This is a genomic window from Massilia sp. Root351 (assembly GCF_001425045.1).
GTDB lineage: Bacteria > Pseudomonadota > Gammaproteobacteria > Burkholderiales > Burkholderiaceae_D > Rugamonas.
In genome coordinates this window covers 788,679-804,700 of record NZ_LMDJ01000012.1, presented here as the reverse complement: position 1 = coordinate 804,700, position 16,022 = coordinate 788,679, and the positions used below count along the sequence as shown (strand labels likewise).

Genomic DNA, 16,022 nt, shown 5'->3' with positions numbered 1-16,022 from the left:
CAGCTACGGAACCCCAGCCATGAAAGCCCTGTCCTCCTTCTTGTTCTCGCTTGCCGTGCTGGCGACGGCGGGCGCCGCTGCGGCCGATGCAGCCAAGCCGGCCAGGCCTGCCGCCGCCGTGCCGGGCCGCGTCGAGTGCATCGTGCCGTCCAAGCCGGGTGGCGCGATGGACCTGACCTGCAAGCTGGCGCAGAAGGGATTGCAGGCGCTGGCCGGCGGCGCCCCGCGCGACGTGCACATCAGCTATGTGCCCGGCGGCATAGGCGCGGTGGCCTGGCATTCGCTGATGACGCGGCGGCGCGCCGACCCGAACACGCTGGTGGTGTTCTCGGGCGGCTCGCTGCTCAATCTGGCGCAGGGCAAGTTCGGCAAGGCCAAGGCGGACGACGTGCGCTGGGTGGCGGCGCTGGGCGCGGACTACGGCATGATCGCCGTGCGTTCCGACTCGGCCTACAAAACGCTGGGCGACCTGGTGGCGGCGCTGAAGAAGCATCCAGAGAAAGTGCTGATCGGCGTGTCCGGCACCATCGGCAGCCAGGACTGGCTGAAGATCGCGCTGGTGATGCGCACCGCCGGCGTGGACCCGAAGGTGCTGCGCTTCGTGGCGCTCGAAGGCGGCGGCGAGGCTTTCACGGCGATGGACGCCGGCTATGTGCACGTCGTGTCGGGCGACGCGTCCGAGGCCACGCTGTACGCCGGCAACGGCAAGACCCGCGTGCTGGCGGTGCTGGCCGAACAGCGCCTGCCAGGCGTTCTGGCGGGCGTGCCCACCGCGCGCGAGCAGGGCGTGGACGTGGTCTGGCCCATCATCCGCGGCGTGTGGATGGGGCCCCACGTGCCCGAGGAGGACTACCGCCAGTGGGTACGGCTGTTCGACCGCATGATGGCGACCCCCCAATTTGCCGAGGCCCGCGCAGCCTACGGCCTGTATCCCTTCGTATTGACCGGCGATGCGCTCGCCGACCATGTGCGCAAAGCCGTGGACGACTACGGCAAGCGCGCCAGCGAATTCGGCCTGGTGCGCTAAGCAAGCTAGCTACAAAAAACCAACTTAACTGGAGACTCACATGTTCATCAAATCGACCCTGGCCGTCGCGGCCTCCCTCGTCGCGTCCGCAGCTTTTGCACAAGTACCCGCCGGCTACCCGGCCGACTACCAGAAGCTGATCGACGGCGCGAAAAAAGAGGGCAAGCTGGTGGTCTATGGCGCCACCGACAGCAAGGCGACCCAGCCGCTGATCAAGGAGTTCAGCGCCATGTATCCCGGCATTTCGGTCGAGTACAACGACATGAATTCCACCGAGGTTTACAACCGCTTCATCTCCGAAGCGGCCGCCGGCGGCAACACCGCCGACGTGGTGTGGTCCTCCGCGATGGACCTGCAAATGCGCCTGGCCTCGGATGGCCACGCGATGAAATACAAATCGGTCGAAGCGCCGAAGATCCCGGGCTGGGCCATGTGGGACGACCAGGCCTACGGCACCACCTTCGAGCCGGCCGCCATCGTCTACAACAAGCGCCTGGTGGACCCGAAGGAAGTGCCGCAGACGCACGCCGACTTCACCAGGCTGATCCAGCAACCCAAGTTCAAGGACAAGGTCACCACCTACGACATCGAGAAATCCGGCGTCGGCTTCATGTTCATGACCCAGGACGCGCGCGAAAATCCCAAGTTCCTCGAACTGGAAAACGCCTTCGGTGTGGCCAAGGTGCGCGTGCAGTCGTCCACCGGCACCATGATGGAGCGCATTTCGTCGGGTGAAAACCTGATCGGCTACAACGTGCTGGGCTCCTACGCGCTGGTGCGCGCCAAGACCGATCCGTCGATCGGCGTGGTGCTGCCGAAGGACTACACGCTGATCCTGTCGCGCGTGATGTTCATCAACAAGGCCGCCAAGAACGTCAACGCGGCCAAGCTGTGGCTGGACTTCATGCTGTCGCAGCGCGGCCAGACCGTGATCGCCAACGACTCCAAGCTGTACGCGATTCGCGCCGACGTCACCGGTGAAACCACGTCGGCCGACCTGATCAAGCAGATCGGCAAGGACAACGTCAAGCCGGTGCCGGTGCACCCCATCGTGCTGCAGTTCCTGGGGCCGGCCAAGCGCATGGCCTTCCTGAAGCAGTGGAAAGAAACCGCGGGCAAGAAGTAAGCCCAGCACGCTGAAAACCGAGGCACTATCATGCAAACATTGACCCCATCCAGCATCAGCGGCAGCGGCCGCCGAAGCTTGAACTGGCCGCGCGGAGTGGTGGTGACGCTGACCGTGATCGCCATCTTCCTGCCGCTGTTCCTGATCTTCTACCAGAGCTTCCTGTCGGCGCCGTTCTTCATGCCGGACAAGGTGCTCGGCCTGGACGCGTACCGTTTCATCATCGACGACCCGGACTTCGCGATGGCCTTCAAGAACGGCCTGACCCTGGCCACCGGCCTGACCCTGATCGCCGTGCCGCTGGGCGGCGCGCTGGCCTTCCTGATGATACGCACCGACCTGCCGGGCCGGGGCTGGATCGCGCCGATGCTGCTGGTGCCGATCTTCGTTTCGCCGATGGTGATGGGCTTCGGCTACGTGGTGTCGATGGGGCCGGTGGGTTTCTATTCCACCTGGGCCAAGGAGCTGCTCGGCTTCGTGCCGTGGAACATCTACTCCTTCACCAGCATCGTCATCATCGCCGGCCTGACCCACGTGCCGCACGTCTACCTGTACGCCTCGTCCGCCCTGAAAAGCCTGGGCTCGGACGTAGAGGAGGCGGCCCGCGTGGCCGGCGCCTCGCCGCTGCAGGTGATGGTGAACGTGTCGCTGCCGATGATCATGCCGGCGCTGGCCTATGCCGGCGTGCTGGTGTTCTTCCTCGGCTTCGAAGTGTTCGGCCTGGTGCTGGTGCTGGGTGACCCGGAAGGCCACCTGGTGCTGCCGACCTACCTGTACAAGCTGACCAACAAGCTGGGCACCCCGTCCTACCACCTGATGGCCGCCGTCGCCGTGTGCCTGGTGATGGTGACGCTGCCGCTGGTGATGATACAGCGCTGGCTGCTCAAGTCGGCCAACAAGTACGTGTCCATCAAGGGCAAGGGCGCGCGCAGCAAGGCCATGCCGCTCGGTAAGTGGAAGTGGCTGGCCTTCGGCCTGCTGGCCGCCTGGCTGCTGTTCACCATCGTCATGCCGCTGACCGGCATCGTGCTGCGCTCCTTTGTGCAGTACTGGGGCGAGGGCGTGCACCTGGCCGACGTGCTGACGCTGAACCACTTCCGCGACATCCTGGCCGAACCTTCGCTGATCCGCGGCATCGTCAACACAGTGCTGATCGGCGTGATCGGCGGCGGCCTGGCCGTGGCCTGCTACAGCGCCATCGCGCTGGCCATGCACCGCAAGCCGGACGGCATCACCCGCGCGCTGGACTACAGCGTGCTGGTGCCGCGCGCCGTGCCGGGCCTGCTGGCTGGCCTGGCCTTCCTGTGGGTGTTCCTGTTCGTGCCTTCCTGGCTGGACGGCATATTGAAGGGCATGGACAACGGCCTGGCCCTGTGGCTGAGCGAGCACCTGGTGCCGGCGCTGCGTTCGCTGCGCTCCACCATCTTCGCGGTGTGGCTGGCGTACTCGGTGGTGTGGCTGGCTTACGGCATGCGGCTGATTTCGACCGCGCTGCTGCAGGTGGGCCCGGAACTGGAAGAGGCGGCACGCGCCGTGGGCGCCAGGCGCGGCCAGGTGACGCGCGACGTGACCCTGCCGCTGATCAAGTACGGCCTGTTCGGTGCATGGCTGATGGTGTTCCTGATCTTCGAGCGCGAATACTCGACCGGCGTGTACCTGCTGTCGCCAGGCACCGAGGTGATCGGCGCCATGCTGGTGTCGCTGTGGGCCGGCGGGTCGACCGACCTGGTGGCGGCGCTGTCCTTCATTAACATTACGCTGGTGGCCGTGGGCCTCGGCATTGCGCTGCGCTTCGGCGTCAAGCTGCATAACTAAGCGCACAAAGAGAGAACTATCATGAAACGAGACCTCGCCATGAACGAATTAAGCGTCAACGACCTGCACCTGGAATATGGCCAGGGCGCCACCGCCAACCCCATCCTCAAGGGCGTGTCGATGCACCTGAAGAAGGGCGAAGTGGTTGCCCTGCTGGGACCATCCGGCAGCGGCAAGACCACCTTGCTGCGCGCGGTGGCCGGCCTGGAAAGTCCCAAGCTGGGCACCATCCATATCGGCGACCGCACCATGTTCGACGGATCGAACTCGTTCGAGATGCCGGCCGAGCAGCGCAACCTGGGCCTGGTGTTCCAGTCCTACGCGCTGTGGCCGCACAAGACTGTGTTCGACAACGTCGCTTACGGCTTGAAGCTGCGCAAGATGGGCGCTTCCGAGATCAAGGAACGCGTGATGGAGGTGCTCAAGCAGCTGGGCCTGGGCCATTTGGGCGAGCGCTATCCGCACCAGATGTCCGGCGGCCAGCAGCAGCGCGTGGCGATTGCCCGCGCCCTGGTGTACAACCCGCCCGTGATCCTGCTGGACGAGCCGCTGTCCAACCTGGACGCCAAGCTGCGCGAGGAGGCGCGCGCCTTCCTGCGCGAGCTGATCGTGCGCCTGGGCCTGTCGGCGCTGATGGTGACGCACGACCAGGGCGAGGCGATGGCGATCTCCGACCGCATCCTGCTGCTCAACAACGGCAAGATCGAGCAGCAGGGCACGCCGCAAAGCATGTACGAAACGCCGGAGACGCTGTTCACGGCGGAGTTCATGGGCAGCAACAACCGCCTGCCGGCCAAGGTGCTGTCGCGCGACGGCGCGCAGGTGACGCTGGAAGTGAACGGCGCCAGGCTGCAAGGCACGGCGCGCGGCGCCGGCATGGCCGAACCGGCCACGCTGATCCGCGTGGAGGAGGTACGGGTCAGTTCGACGCAAGTGGACAACGCCGTCGAGATCCCGCTGCTGACCTGCATGTACCTGGGCGACCGCTGGGAATGCCTGTTCAAGAGCGCCAGCGGCGACATCAGCCTGCGCGCATACTCGAAGTACAGGCTGGACGCGGGCAGCTACTGGCTGCAGCTGCCGGCCGATAAACTCTGGGTGTTCTGAACGGCGTGAAACCGGGGCCGGCCTTTCTCTCCGCACTGGCGGCCGGCATCGTTGCCGCGCTGCTGTGCGTGTACCTGAACACGCCGCTGCCGTGGATGATAGGCCCGCTCTTTGCCACCGCCGCGCTGCGCCTGTGCGGCGTCGACCTTAGCGCGCCGGTCTCGGCACGCGAAGCGGGGCAGTGGGCCATCGGCACGGCGCTCGGCCTGTACTTCACGGCGCCGGTGCTGGCCGTGCTGGCGGCGCGGGCGGGCTGGATCGCCGCCGCCGTCGCCTTTGCGCTGGCGCTGGGCTGCTTCTGCGGCTGGCTGCTGCACAAACTGTCCCGCACCGACCGCACCACGGCCTTCTTCGCCATGGCCGTCGGCGGCGCATCGGAAATGGCGGTGCAGGGCGAGCACCATGGCGCCAACGTGGAACGGGTGGCCGCCGCGCACAGCTTGCGCATCATGATGGTGGTCGGGATTATCCCGTTCGCGATCCAGTACTGGGGCAGGCACGGCCTGGGCCTGGGCACGGACTTGTTCGTTCCCGGCGCGCGCAGCGTGCAGCCGCTTGGCCTGCTGGCGCTGATCCTGCTCACCAGCGGCGCCGCGCTGGCGCTGAAGAAGGGCCGGTTGCCCAATGCCTGGGTGATAGGCCCGCTGCTGATGGCCTTGCTGCTGACGGCCTTCGGCGTGCACCTGAGCCGCTTGCCGGACTGGATGGTGAAGGCTGGCCAGCTGTTCATCGGCATCTCGCTCGGCACGCGCTTTGCGCCCGGCTTCCTGCGCACCGCGCCGCGCTACCTGGCCAGCGTGGCGGCCTGCAGCGCGCTGGCGCTGGCGCTGGCCGCCGCCTTCGGCCTGGTGCTCGCGCAACTGGCGGGCCTGAATCCCGGCACCGCCATCCTGGCCACCTCGCCCGGCGGCATCGCCGAAATGTCGCTCACGGCGCAGACCCTGCACCTCGGCGTGCCCATCGTCACCGCTTTCCATGTCTCGCGCATGGTGGTACTGGTGCTGGCGATAGGGCCGCTGTTCCGCCGCATGCGGCGGAGAAAATTCCGCGATTAATGTAATTTTAGTATGTTGTTTTGTTAATGTGAGAATTGGATAGATTTGTGCAATATAAATCCGTCTCTTGCATTTTGAACGTTTGGCTTGGTCAAAAGAAATACCACCGTTTATAATGGGCGGCCTAGCGCATAGCGCGTTCAATCAGTTTATCCCATGCGTGCACCGGCAATTTCATTCACCATTGTGCGGCATGCTGCATGGGCTCCAGGCGTTGAAACGCCCGAAGCCTGGATGCGCTGGAGCCGTGCACCCGCGCCGATTGAGCGGGAGGGGGAGCCGGGAGTGAAGCAAATGCCGGCCATGCTGCGCCGCCGTGCCGGCCAGTTGGGGAAAATGGTATTGCAAGTTGCGTATGATTGCCTTGGTGATAATTCCGGCGTTCCCATGGTGTTTTGTTCCAGGCATGGCGAAGTTGGCCGTGCCATGGAATTGCTGGGGCAATTGGCGCGTGCGGAGGCATTATCTCCGGCCGCTTTCGGCATGGCGGTTCATAACGCGACAGCCGGCCTGTTTTCGATAGCCCGCTCCGAACGCTCCAATCATGTGGCATTGGCTGCAGGCGCGAGCTCGCTGGAGCACGCCGTGATCGAGGCGTGCGGCTTGCTGGCGGACGGGGCGCCCCAAGTGCTGCTGGTGGCGGGCGACTGCCCCTTGCCGGAATTTTTGCAGCAATTCGAGGACTGCGCCGAACAGCCGCACGCGTTCGCATGGCTGTTGGCGCCAGCCGGAGAAGACAGTATGACGCTGTCCTGGCAGGCCGATGCCGACGCCGGTGCCGAAGCGGCGGCCGCTGGCCCCGGCACGCTGGATGTGCTGCGCTTTTACCTGAGCGGTGCGCCGGCGCTGGAGCGCGCTGCAAGCAACCGCCGCTGGCGCTGGAGCCGCGATGCTTGATAAGGCCTTTCTCTGCTGGCGGGTGTTCGCCACCGGGTTCAGTTTTGCGTTGTTCGGGTTTGGCGGCTTGCTGCTGCGCGTGGCAGTGTTCCCGGCGTTGCAATTGCTGGTGCGCGATCCCGAGCGGCGAGTGGCGTGGTCACGCCGCGTGATACGCGCGGCCTTCCGCACTTATATCGATCTGATGCGTGTCCTGGGTGTCCTGCGCTACGAGCTGCACGGACTGGAAAAGCTGGATCGCGGAGGGTTGCTGATCCTGGCCAATCATCCGACCTTGCTGGACACGGTGTTCCTGATGGCGTTCGTGAAGCGGGCCGACTGCGTGGTGAAGGCTGAATTGTGGAACAACGCTTTTACTGGCGGTCCGGTGCGCGCGGCGGGCTATATCGCCAACAACGGCGGCGCGGATCTGGTGGCCGACTGCATTGCCACGCTGGAGCGCGGCAACAACCTGATTATCTTCCCGGAAGGGACGCGCACCGCGGGCAGCGGTGAAATCAGCCTGAAGCGCGGCGCGGCCAACATCGCCGTGCGCGGCGCGCGCGACATTACGCCGGTATTGATTCAGTGCCGGCCGGCCACGCTGCGCAAAGGGGAGCCGTGGTGGAAAGTGCCGCCGCGCCTGGCGCGCTTCAGCATCGCAGTGCAGGACGATTTGCCGATTGCCGCCTTTATCGGGGAGGGCGCCAGCGAGGTCATGGCGGCGCGCAATCTGACCGAGTACCTACAACAATATTTTACGGGGAAGTACCAGCATCATGCTTGAACAAGAAGTCAAAGAACTGATTATCGAAGTGCTGCAACTGGAAGACATTACGCCAGCCGATATCAACGCCGACGAACCGCTGTTCGTGGAAGGCCTGGGGCTGGATTCTATCGATGCGCTGGAGTTGGGCGTGGCGCTGCAGAAGCGGTATGGCATCTCGCTATCGGCCGACTCGGCCGATACGCGCCGCCATTTCGCTTCGGTGCGCGCGCTCGCGGCCCTGGTGGAAAGCCAGGGCAAGAAGGGAGCGTGACATGATCGACCTGAATGCAATGAACCGGGAACAGATGCAGCAGTGGGTGATCGGACTGCTGGCCGAGATGTTTGAGCTCAATGCGGCGGAACTGACGCCGCAGTCCAATCTGTATGCGGATCTGGATATCGACAGCATCGACGCGGTGGACCTCGCTGTCAAACTGAAACAGCTGACCGGCAAGCGGCTGCAGCCCGAAGTGTTCAAGACTATCCGTACCATCAGCGATGTTGTCGATGCCCTGGCCGGGCTGGCGGTCGAGCAGGCCGCCTGAGATGGCGTGGACGGCCCTCGCGGTCCTGGTCACGCTGCTGTATCCGCTGGCGATCTGGCTGGGACACGGGCAGTTTGAGCCGCGCTGGCTGGCGCTGCTGCTGGTGGTGGCCGCAGGCGCCCGCTTGCCGGCGATGAAGCTGAGCAGCGCGGCGCGCTGGTCGGTTGGCGGCGCGCTTGTGCTGGCCGCCTGTGCGCTGTGGAGCAATCTGCTGTTACCGCTGAAGCTGTATCCGGTGCTGGTGAATGCCGCCTTCCTGGCGGCCTTCGGCTATAGCTTAACCACGCCGGTGTCCATGGTGGAGCGGCTGGCGCGCTTGCGCGAGCCGGATCTGCCGGCTGAGGCGGTTGCTTATACGCGCCGGGTGACGCAGCTGTGGTGCGTATTTTTTCTGCTTAACGGCGGCTGTGCGCTCGCCACTGCCCTCTGGACTTCGGAGGCAGTGTGGTCGCTCTACAACGGCGTCATTGCCTATGTTCTGATGGGGCTGCTTTTCGCAGGCGAACTGCTGGCGCGCCGCCATTTCCGTCGCCAGTATCAAAAGTAACTTAAGACTAACGTTGCCATGTCTGATCATCTATCCCATCTGGCCGCCGCGCTGGCGGCACGCGATCCCGACGGCGTGGCCGGCTGGCGTGCCGGCATGCCGGTCGGCTATGGTGAGCTGGCAGCGCGCCTGCATGCGTGGCGTGGCGCGCTGGCCGGCAGCGCCGGACGCCACTATGCGCTGTACATCGAAGACAGCCTGGAATTTGCCGCCGCGCTGCTGGGCGCCTGGCACGCCGGCAAGACGGTGTGGCTGACGGCGGACGCGCTGCCCGCCAGTTGCGCCGCGCTGGCGCAGCACGTGGACGGTTTCCTCGGCGAGTTCCCGGCGGCGCTGGCCCCGATACAGCCCGCTGCGGCGCCGGCAGCCGGCAGCGGCGCCCAGCCGGCGTTGCCGCAGCTGCCGCCGCTCGATGCGGCGGCCGACGTGCTGGTGGTGCATACCTCGGGCAGCAGCGGTGCGCCGCAAGCCATTCCGAAGCGCCTGTCGCAGCTGTCGAGCGAGCTGTCGGTGCTGGAGCGGATGTTCGGCGCGCAGCTGCGCGGCGCCAGCGTGCTGGCCACCGTGTCGCACCAGCACATCTACGGTTTGCTGTTCAAAGTGCTGTGGCCGCTGTGCGCTGCACGCCCGCTGCATGCCGCCAGCGCGGCCTACCCTGAGCAACTGGCCGAGCTGCTGGCGCTGCGGCCTGCGGTGCTGGTCAGCAGCCCGGCCCAGCTGGCGCGCTTGCCGGCGCATCTGGACTGGCGCGGCGCGCGCGCGCAGCTGCGGGCGGTGTATTCGTCGGGCGGCCCGCTGCCGGAGGAGGCGGCGCATGCCTGCGCCTGCCTGCTCGGGACGGTGCCGATGGAAGTGTACGGCAGTTCGGAGAGCGGTGGCGTGGCCTGGCGCCAGCGCAGCGCGGCCGGGGATAGCGCCGCCTGGCAACCCTTCCTGAATGTGGCGTGGCGCATCGCTGCCGATGACGGCGCCCTGGAAGTGCGTTCGCCGCATCTGCCGCCCCTGCCGGGCGAAGGCTGGCTGGCGCTGGCCGACCGCGTGGCGGCGGCCGACGGCGGCCGCTTTGTACTGCTGGGGCGCGCCGACCGCATCGTGAAGGTGGCGGAGAAACGCATTTCGCTGGACGCATTGGAGCGTGCCCTGTCGCAGTCGCCGTTGGTGGCGCAGGCGCGCGTGCTGCAGGACGATAGCGCGCGCGGCCAGCTGGCCGGCGTTGTGGTGTTGTCCGAAGCTGGCCGGGCGCAGCTGGCGGCAGGCGGCAAGCTTGCCATGAACCGCGCGCTGCGCGCGCTGCTGGTCCCGTTCGCCGAAGCGGTGGCCTTACCGCGCCGCTGGCGTTATCCGGCCACGCTGCCGGTCAATGCGCAGGGCAAGACCACCCATGCCGCGCTGCTCGAACTGTTGACGGCGGCGGGGCCGGGCCATGCCGCGCCAGCCGGCGCCAGGCCGCGCGAACCGCAGCTGCGCGAGCTGGATCGCTCGGCCGGCAGCGTGGCGCTGGAACTGACCGTGCCCGCCGACTTGTTGTATTTCGACGGCCATTTTCCAAACGCCCCGGTGCTGCCGGGCGTCGCCCAGCTCGACTGGGCGATAGGCTACTGCCGCCGCTATTTCGATCTGCCGGCCGTATTCCGCGAGGTCGCCGCGCTGAAATTTCAGCAGGTGATCCGGCCCGGCGCCGTGGTGCGGCTCGAACTGCAGCATGATGCCGCCAAGGGCAGCGTGCAGTTCCGCTATTTGTCCGCCGCCGGGCAGCATGCCAGCGGACGCATCTTGTTCGTGACACCATAACCTGAAAGCAGTCGATGCAAGATAAATCATTCTCTCCCGTGCGCCAGAGCGCGTTCGCAGCCCGCTACGAAGCGCAGAAGATCGCCTTCGGTCCGGTGGTGTTCCAGTGCGTGCGCTATGCATGGAAGCGCGGCATGCTGCAGGCCCTGGCCGACGCCTGCTCGACCGGCCTGAGCGTCGAGGAGATGGCGGCGAGCGGCAAGTGGAGCGAGTACGTGCTGAAGGTGGTGCTGGAGTCCTGCCTGTCGGCTGGCGCGGTGCAGCTGCGCGGCGGGCGCTATGTGCTCGACAAGGTGGGGTTTTGCGTCCTGACCGACAAGATCACCCAGGTCAATCTGGACTTCAACCATGACGTTTGCTACCTGGGGCTGCACGACCTGGAGAAATCGCTGGACGGCGAGCAGCCGCATGGCTTGAAGAAACTGGGCGACTGGCCCACGCTGTACCAGGGGCTGTCGCACCTGGAAGAGCCGGCCAAGAGCAGCTGGTTCGCCTTCGACCACCACTATTCGGACACCTCGTTCCCGGAGATCCTGCCCGACGTGTTTGCCACCGGCCCGCGCCGCGTGATGGATATCGGCGCCAACACCGGCAAGTTCAGCCTGGCCGCGCTGGAGTACAGCGCCGACGTGCAACTGCATCTGGTGGACCTGCCGCGCCAACTGGCGATGGCGGAACAGAACCTGCTGGCGGCCGGCGTGCGCGAGCGCGCGCAGCTGCACGCGGTGGACATGCTGGACGCCGCCGTCCCGCTGCCGCCGGCCATGGACCTGATCTGGATGAGCCAGTTCCTGAGCTGCTTCAGCGAGCCTGCCATTGCCAGCATACTGCAACGCGCGGCGGCAGCGCTGGCGCCGGACGGCCAGGTCCTGATCATGGACACTTTCTGGGACCGTCAGCAGTACGACATCGCGTCCTACTGCCTGATCAACACCTCGCCGTACTTCACCGCCATGGCCAGCGGCAACAGCAAGATCTACCAGAGTGCAGACTATGTGCGCCTGGCCGAAGCGGCCGGCCTGCGCCTGCTGACCGCCCGCGACGGCATCGGCTACTGCCATTCGCTGCTGCGCTTTGCGCGCGCAGGGGGCGCCGGTGTTTGATGCCTGCTTCATCGTCCCGGTCTACAACCACGAGCACGCGATAGGCGCGGTGCTGGCCGGTCTGCTGCCGCACGGGCTGCGCTGCATCCTGGTCGACGACGGCAGCGGCCCCGGCTGCGCGGCCGAACTGCGACGGCTGGCGGCGCTGCATCCGCAACAGGTGGTGCTGGTGCCGCACGCGCTCAACCAGGGCAAGGGCGGCGCCGTCATGAGCGGTTTCCGCAAGGCCGCGGAACTGGGCTACAGCCATGCGCTGCAGGTGGATGCGGATGGCCAGCACAATCTGGACGACGTGCCGGCCTTCCTGGCGAAGGCGCGCGCCCGGCCGCATGCGCTGGTGGTGGGCTGCCCGGTGTACGACGAGTCGGTGCCGAAAGGGCGCCTGTATGGGCGCTACGCCACCCACATCTGGGTCTGGATTAACACGCTGTCGCTGCAGATCAGGGATTCCATGTGCGGCTTCCGGGTCTACCCGCTGGCGCCGGTGCTGGCGCTGATCGAGCGCCGCGCGCTGGGCCGCCGCATGAACTTCGACATCGAGATCCTGGTGCGGCTGCACTGGGACGGCGTCGATATGGTCAATCTGCCGACCCGGGTCGGTTATCCGTCCGACGGCGTGTCGCACTTTCGCCTGTGGCTGGACAACGCGCTGATCTCGCGCCTGCATGCGACGCTGTTCTGCGGCATGCTGCTGCGCTCGCCGCGCCTGCTGGCGCGCAAACTGGGCCGGACGGGAAGCCGCGCATGAGTGCCGCGCCGCGCCACTGGGCCGCCATCAACGAAGTGAGCTTCGTGGCCGGCATGCGCCTGCTGTTCTGGATTTTCCGCGTGCTGGGACGCTGGCCGTTCCGGGTGCTGCTGTACCCGGTGCTGTGCTGGTATCTGCTCACCAGCGGGCGCGCGCGGCGCGTTTCGACGGCCTACCTGGCGCGCGTGGACGCCTACGCGCCCGTGCCGCGCCTGGGCGTGCTGCGCCATTTCGCCGCCTTCGCCGACAGCATTCTCGACAAGATGCTGCTGTGGGGCGGCCAGTATGACGTGGACAGCGTGACCCTGCATGGCGTGGACGGCTTCAACCGCATGCTGGCGGCGGGCCGGGGCGGGCTGCTGATCTGTTCCCACTTCGGCAACCTGGAGCTGTGCCGCGTGCTGTCGCGCCGGCGCCCGGATGTGAAGCTGACGGTGCTGGTGCACACGCGCCACGCGCAGGCCTTCAACCGCATGCTGGCCCGCCTGAACCCGGACAGCGAGCTGAACCTGATGCAGGTGACTGAGCTGACGGCGGCCACCGCCATGCTGCTGGCGGAGCGCGTGGGACGCGGCGAGCTGGTGGTGATCGCCGGTGACCGGGTGCCGGTCTCGCGCCGGCCGCGCGTGGCGCTGGCGGACTTCCTGGGCGCGCCGGCCGCGTTCCCGATCGGCCCCTATGTGCTGGCCAGCGCGCTGCGCTGCCCGGTTTACCTGCTGTTTTCCTTGCAGCGTCCCGGCGGCGGCGCCGAACTGCATTTCGAATTGTTCCGCGAGACGCTGCACCTGCCCCGGGAGGCGCGCGACGCGGCGCTGGCGGCGCTGGCGGCGGACTACGCCGGACGCCTGCAGCACTACTGCGTGCAGGCCCCGCTGCAGTGGTTTAACTTCTACGACTTCTGGCATCTACCAAAACAGGATACCTCCGATGCACCTGGCTGACCTTAAAAATACGCGCCGCGACGTGCGCTTCGACCAATCGCGGCTGACGATAGAAGACATCGTGGACATCGCGCAGGGCAGGGCCAACGCGGTCCTGTCGGACGATCCGGCCTTCCGCGCCGCCATTTCACGCGGCGCCGACTTCCTCGACCAGCTGCTGCGCGAGGACGGCACCGTTTACGGCGTGACGACCGGCTACGGCGATTCCTGCACCACCACCGTTCCGGCCGAGCTGGTCGCCGAGTTGCCGCACCACTTGTACACTTACCACGGCTGCGGCCTGGGCGAGAACTTCTCGCCGGCGCAGACGCGCGCCATCCTGGCTGCGCGCCTGGCTTCGCTGGCCAAGGGCTTTTCCGGCGTCAGCGTCGAGCTGCTGGACCAGATCGTGCGCCTGCTGGATGCAGGCCTGCTGCCGTTGATCCCATCGGAAGGCTCGGTCGGCGCCAGCGGCGATCTCACGCCGCTTTCCTACCTGGCGGCCGTGCTGTGCGGCGAACGCGAAGTGTGGCGCAACGGCGAGCAGGTGCCGGCCGAACAGGCTTTGCGCGAGGCGGGTATCACGCCGCTGCGGCTGCGCCCGAAGGAAGGCCTGGCCATCATGAACGGCACGGCCGTCATGACAGCGTTGGCCTGCATCGCCTACGGGCGCGCGGAGTACCTGGCGCGGTTGACCACCCGCATCACCGCCATGGCCTCTTTCGCGCTGGATGGCAATGCGCATCACTTCGATGAGGTGCTGTTCTCCGTCAAGCCGCATCCCGGCATGCAGCAGGTGGCAGCCTGGCTGCGCCAGGATCTCCCGACCGACCAGTGGGAGCGTAACGGCAAGCGCCTGCAGGACCGCTATTCGATCCGCTGCGCGCCGCACGTGATCGGCGTGCTGGCGGACACGCTGCCGCTGTTCCGCAGCCTGATTGAAAATGAACTCAACAGCGCCAACGACAATCCGCTGATCGACCCGGTGGGCGAACGGGTGCTGCACGGCGGCCATTTCTACGGCGGCCACATCGCCTTCGCCATGGACGGCATGAAGAATACCGTCGCCAACCTGGCCGACCTGCTGGACCGCCAGATGGCGCTGCTGGTGGACAGCCGCTACAACCACGGCCTGCCGGCCAATCTGGTCGGCGCAACCGGCGCCCGCGCGGCGATCAACCATGGCCTGAAGGCGCTGCAGATCAGCGCGTCCGCCTGGACCGCCGAGGCGCTCAAGCTGACCATGCCGGCTTCAGTGTTCTCGCGTTCCACCGAATGCCACAACCAGGACAAGGTCAGCATGGGCACCATCGCCGCGCGCGACTGCCTGCGCGTGCTGGAGCTGACGGAGCAGGTGGCGGCCGCGCTGCTGGTCACCGTGCGCCAGGGCGTGTGGCTGCGCTGCCGCGACTATCCTGAAGCCGTGCCGCACGCCGCGCTGGCGCGCATGCAGGAATTGCTGTCCCAGGACATCGCCGCCGTGGTGGAGGACCGCCGCCTGGACCCGGAGCTGCGCGTGCTGCTGGAACGGATCCGCAGCCAGGCATGGGAGCTGTATGCGTAGGCAGGCCAGGGAAAGCCGCTGGTTCGCGGAGATTGAAACCAAGGTCCAGTTCTTCGACCTGGACCCGATGCAGATCGTCTGGCACGGCCGCTACGTCAAGTATCTGGAAATGGTGCGCTGCGAGCTGCTGGACAAAATAGGTTACAACTACACGCAGATGAAGGAGTCCGGCTACGCCTGGCCTATCATCGACATGCATCTGCGCTACGCCGCGCCGGCCACCTTCGGCCAGGTGCTCAAGCTGCGCGCCGATATCGTCGAGTGGGAGAGCCGCCTGAAAATCGACTATGTGATCAGCGATGCCGCCACCGGCAAGCGCCTGAACCGCGCCAGCACCATGCAGGTGGCGGTGGATATCGCCAGCGGCGAGATGTGTTTTGTGTCGCCGCAGGTGCTGTTCGACAAACTGGGAATCGAACCGACATGAAAAAAATTGTGACCGCTGCGGCCCTGCTGGCCGCTTGCGCCGCGGCGTGCGCCGCCGCACCTGTGGCGAAGATCCAGGCCATGCTGGCCAAGCCGGATGTGCTGTGCGGCCGCTTCGACCAGACCAAGCAGCTGGCGGGCCTGAAGAAGCCGTTGGCGTCGAACGGCCGTTTCTGCGTGGTGGCGGGCAAGGGGGTGCTGTGGCGCACGCTGAAGCCGTTCCCCAACACCTTGCGCCTGACGCGCGACGAGATCGTTCATCTGCAGGGTGAGCGCGTGGCAATGCGGCTGGAAGCGAAGAACGAACCGGTGGTGCGCATGATTAACGGTGTCATGTTCTCGCTCCTGGGCGGCGACCTGGCGCAGCTGGACCAACTGTTCGAAGTGGACGGCACGGCCGATGCGGCGGGCTGGCAGGTGGCGCTGAAAGCGCGCGAGCCGGCGCTGGCCAAGGCCATCGGCGCCATCAGCCTGGAAGGCGGCGCGTACGTGAAGAGCATCGTGATGCAGGAAGCCAGCGGCGACAAGACCACCATCGTGTTCTCGGCCATGCAGGCCGGCCCGGCGGCGATGGCGCCGGATGAGGCGGCGCTGTTTTGAAGC

17 protein-coding genes are annotated in these 16,022 nt (G+C 66.4%); all 17 read left to right on the top strand.

Annotation, left to right across the window (positions count from 1 at the left end):
* Window positions 1-19: 19 nt before the first annotated feature.
* The 17 genes from ASD15_RS16605 to ASD15_RS16525 all read left to right on the top strand — a co-directional run bounded on the left by ASD15_RS16605 (window position 20) and on the right by ASD15_RS16525 (window position 16,019).
* The gene (locus tag ASD15_RS16605) at window positions 20-1,027 is read left to right on the top strand and encodes a tripartite tricarboxylate transporter substrate-binding protein (protein ID WP_082551875.1); all 1,008 of its coding nucleotides are present in this window, start codon (window positions 20-22) and stop codon (window positions 1,025-1,027) included.
* A 40-nt stretch (window positions 1,028-1,067) separates the two neighbouring features.
* Window positions 1,068-2,153, top strand: a complete 1,086-nt coding sequence (locus tag ASD15_RS16600) for an ABC transporter substrate-binding protein (protein ID WP_057156032.1) — start codon at window positions 1,068-1,070, stop codon at window positions 2,151-2,153.
* Between the two features lie 30 nt (window positions 2,154-2,183).
* Window positions 2,184-3,968, top strand: coding sequence for an iron ABC transporter permease (locus ASD15_RS16595; RefSeq protein ID WP_057156031.1), 1,785 nt, complete (start codon window positions 2,184-2,186; stop codon window positions 3,966-3,968).
* A 39-nt stretch (window positions 3,969-4,007) separates the two neighbouring features.
* On the top strand, window positions 4,008-5,075 hold the full coding sequence (locus tag ASD15_RS16590; RefSeq protein ID WP_057156030.1) for an ABC transporter ATP-binding protein: 1,068 nt from the start codon (window positions 4,008-4,010) through the stop codon (window positions 5,073-5,075).
* Between the two features lie 5 nt (window positions 5,076-5,080).
* Entirely contained in the window at window positions 5,081-6,130 is a 1,050-nt protein-coding gene (locus ASD15_RS16585; RefSeq protein ID WP_057156029.1) for an AbrB family transcriptional regulator, read from the top strand.
* 156 nt (window positions 6,131-6,286) lie between these two features.
* Window positions 6,287-7,027: a beta-ketoacyl synthase chain length factor gene (locus ASD15_RS16580; protein ID WP_057156028.1), complete on the top strand. Its 741-nt coding sequence runs from the start codon at window positions 6,287-6,289 to the stop codon at window positions 7,025-7,027.
* Complete coding sequence (locus ASD15_RS16575) at window positions 7,020-7,793, top strand: 1-acyl-sn-glycerol-3-phosphate acyltransferase (RefSeq protein ID WP_057156027.1); 774 nt, start codon at window positions 7,020-7,022, stop codon at window positions 7,791-7,793. Before ASD15_RS16580 ends, ASD15_RS16575 begins: the two co-directional genes overlap by 8 nt.
* Window positions 7,786-8,046 carry a phosphopantetheine-binding protein gene (locus ASD15_RS16570; protein ID WP_057156026.1) on the top strand — a complete coding sequence of 87 codons (261 nt, stop codon included), beginning with the start codon at window positions 7,786-7,788 and terminating at the stop codon, window positions 8,044-8,046. Before ASD15_RS16575 ends, ASD15_RS16570 begins: the two co-directional genes overlap by 8 nt.
* A gap of 1 nt (window position 8,047) precedes the next feature.
* Window positions 8,048-8,320, top strand: a complete 273-nt coding sequence (locus ASD15_RS16565) for an acyl carrier protein (protein WP_229418215.1) — start codon at window positions 8,048-8,050, stop codon at window positions 8,318-8,320.
* A gap of 1 nt (window position 8,321) precedes the next feature.
* Window positions 8,322-8,867 carry a hypothetical protein gene (locus tag ASD15_RS16560; RefSeq protein ID WP_057156025.1) on the top strand — a complete coding sequence of 182 codons (546 nt, stop codon included), beginning with the start codon at window positions 8,322-8,324 and terminating at the stop codon, window positions 8,865-8,867.
* A gap of 18 nt (window positions 8,868-8,885) precedes the next feature.
* Window positions 8,886-10,658, top strand: a complete 1,773-nt coding sequence (locus tag ASD15_RS16555) for an AMP-binding protein (RefSeq protein WP_057156024.1) — start codon at window positions 8,886-8,888, stop codon at window positions 10,656-10,658.
* 14 nt (window positions 10,659-10,672) lie between these two features.
* A complete protein-coding gene (locus tag ASD15_RS16550) occupies window positions 10,673-11,761 on the top strand; it encodes a cyclopropane-fatty-acyl-phospholipid synthase family protein (protein WP_057156023.1) in 1,089 nt (362 codons plus the stop codon).
* Window positions 11,754-12,509, top strand: a complete 756-nt coding sequence (locus ASD15_RS16545; protein WP_229418214.1) for a glycosyltransferase family 2 protein — start codon at window positions 11,754-11,756, stop codon at window positions 12,507-12,509. The genes ASD15_RS16550 and ASD15_RS16545 overlap by 8 nt, the downstream gene beginning before the upstream one ends.
* Entirely contained in the window at window positions 12,506-13,450 is a 945-nt protein-coding gene (locus ASD15_RS16540; protein WP_057156021.1) for an acyltransferase, read from the top strand. The genes ASD15_RS16545 and ASD15_RS16540 overlap by 4 nt, the downstream gene beginning before the upstream one ends.
* The gene (hutH, locus tag ASD15_RS16535; protein ID WP_057156020.1) at window positions 13,437-14,993 is read left to right on the top strand and encodes a histidine ammonia-lyase; all 1,557 of its coding nucleotides are present in this window, start codon (window positions 13,437-13,439) and stop codon (window positions 14,991-14,993) included. Before ASD15_RS16540 ends, hutH begins: the two co-directional genes overlap by 14 nt.
* A complete protein-coding gene (locus ASD15_RS16530; protein WP_057156019.1) occupies window positions 14,986-15,420 on the top strand; it encodes a thioesterase family protein in 435 nt (144 codons plus the stop codon). Before hutH ends, ASD15_RS16530 begins: the two co-directional genes overlap by 8 nt.
* Window positions 15,417-16,019, top strand: a complete 603-nt coding sequence (locus tag ASD15_RS16525; protein ID WP_057156018.1) for an outer membrane lipoprotein carrier protein LolA — start codon at window positions 15,417-15,419, stop codon at window positions 16,017-16,019. The genes ASD15_RS16530 and ASD15_RS16525 overlap by 4 nt, the downstream gene beginning before the upstream one ends.
* Window positions 16,020-16,022: the final 3 nt, after the last annotated feature.

Excerpts from the sequence above, each read along its gene's own strand:
- ASD15_RS16605 (WP_082551875.1), top strand. The coding sequence starts at position 20 with ATGAAAGCCCTGTCCTCCTTCTTGTTCTCGCTTGCCGTGCTGGCGACG.
- ASD15_RS16600 (WP_057156032.1), top strand. The coding sequence starts at position 1,068 with ATGTTCATCAAATCGACCCTGGCCGTCGCGGCCTCCCTCGTCGCGTCC.
- ASD15_RS16595 (WP_057156031.1), top strand. The coding sequence starts at position 2,184 with ATGCAAACATTGACCCCATCCAGCATCAGCGGCAGCGGCCGCCGAAGC.
- ASD15_RS16590 (WP_057156030.1), top strand. The coding sequence starts at position 4,008 with ATGAACGAATTAAGCGTCAACGACCTGCACCTGGAATATGGCCAGGGC.
- ASD15_RS16580 (WP_057156028.1), top strand. The coding sequence starts at position 6,287 with ATGCGTGCACCGGCAATTTCATTCACCATTGTGCGGCATGCTGCATGG.
- ASD15_RS16575 (WP_057156027.1), top strand. The coding sequence starts at position 7,020 with ATGCTTGATAAGGCCTTTCTCTGCTGGCGGGTGTTCGCCACCGGGTTC.
- ASD15_RS16570 (WP_057156026.1), top strand. The coding sequence starts at position 7,786 with ATGCTTGAACAAGAAGTCAAAGAACTGATTATCGAAGTGCTGCAACTG.
- ASD15_RS16565 (WP_229418215.1), top strand. The coding sequence starts at position 8,048 with ATGATCGACCTGAATGCAATGAACCGGGAACAGATGCAGCAGTGGGTG.
- ASD15_RS16560 (WP_057156025.1), top strand. The coding sequence starts at position 8,322 with ATGGCGTGGACGGCCCTCGCGGTCCTGGTCACGCTGCTGTATCCGCTG.
- ASD15_RS16555 (WP_057156024.1), top strand. The coding sequence starts at position 8,886 with ATGTCTGATCATCTATCCCATCTGGCCGCCGCGCTGGCGGCACGCGAT.
- ASD15_RS16550 (WP_057156023.1), top strand. The coding sequence starts at position 10,673 with ATGCAAGATAAATCATTCTCTCCCGTGCGCCAGAGCGCGTTCGCAGCC.
- ASD15_RS16540 (WP_057156021.1), top strand. The coding sequence starts at position 12,506 with ATGAGTGCCGCGCCGCGCCACTGGGCCGCCATCAACGAAGTGAGCTTC.
- hutH (WP_057156020.1), top strand. The coding sequence starts at position 13,437 with ATGCACCTGGCTGACCTTAAAAATACGCGCCGCGACGTGCGCTTCGAC.
- ASD15_RS16530 (WP_057156019.1), top strand. The coding sequence starts at position 14,986 with ATGCGTAGGCAGGCCAGGGAAAGCCGCTGGTTCGCGGAGATTGAAACC.
- ASD15_RS16525 (WP_057156018.1), top strand. The coding sequence starts at position 15,417 with ATGAAAAAAATTGTGACCGCTGCGGCCCTGCTGGCCGCTTGCGCCGCG.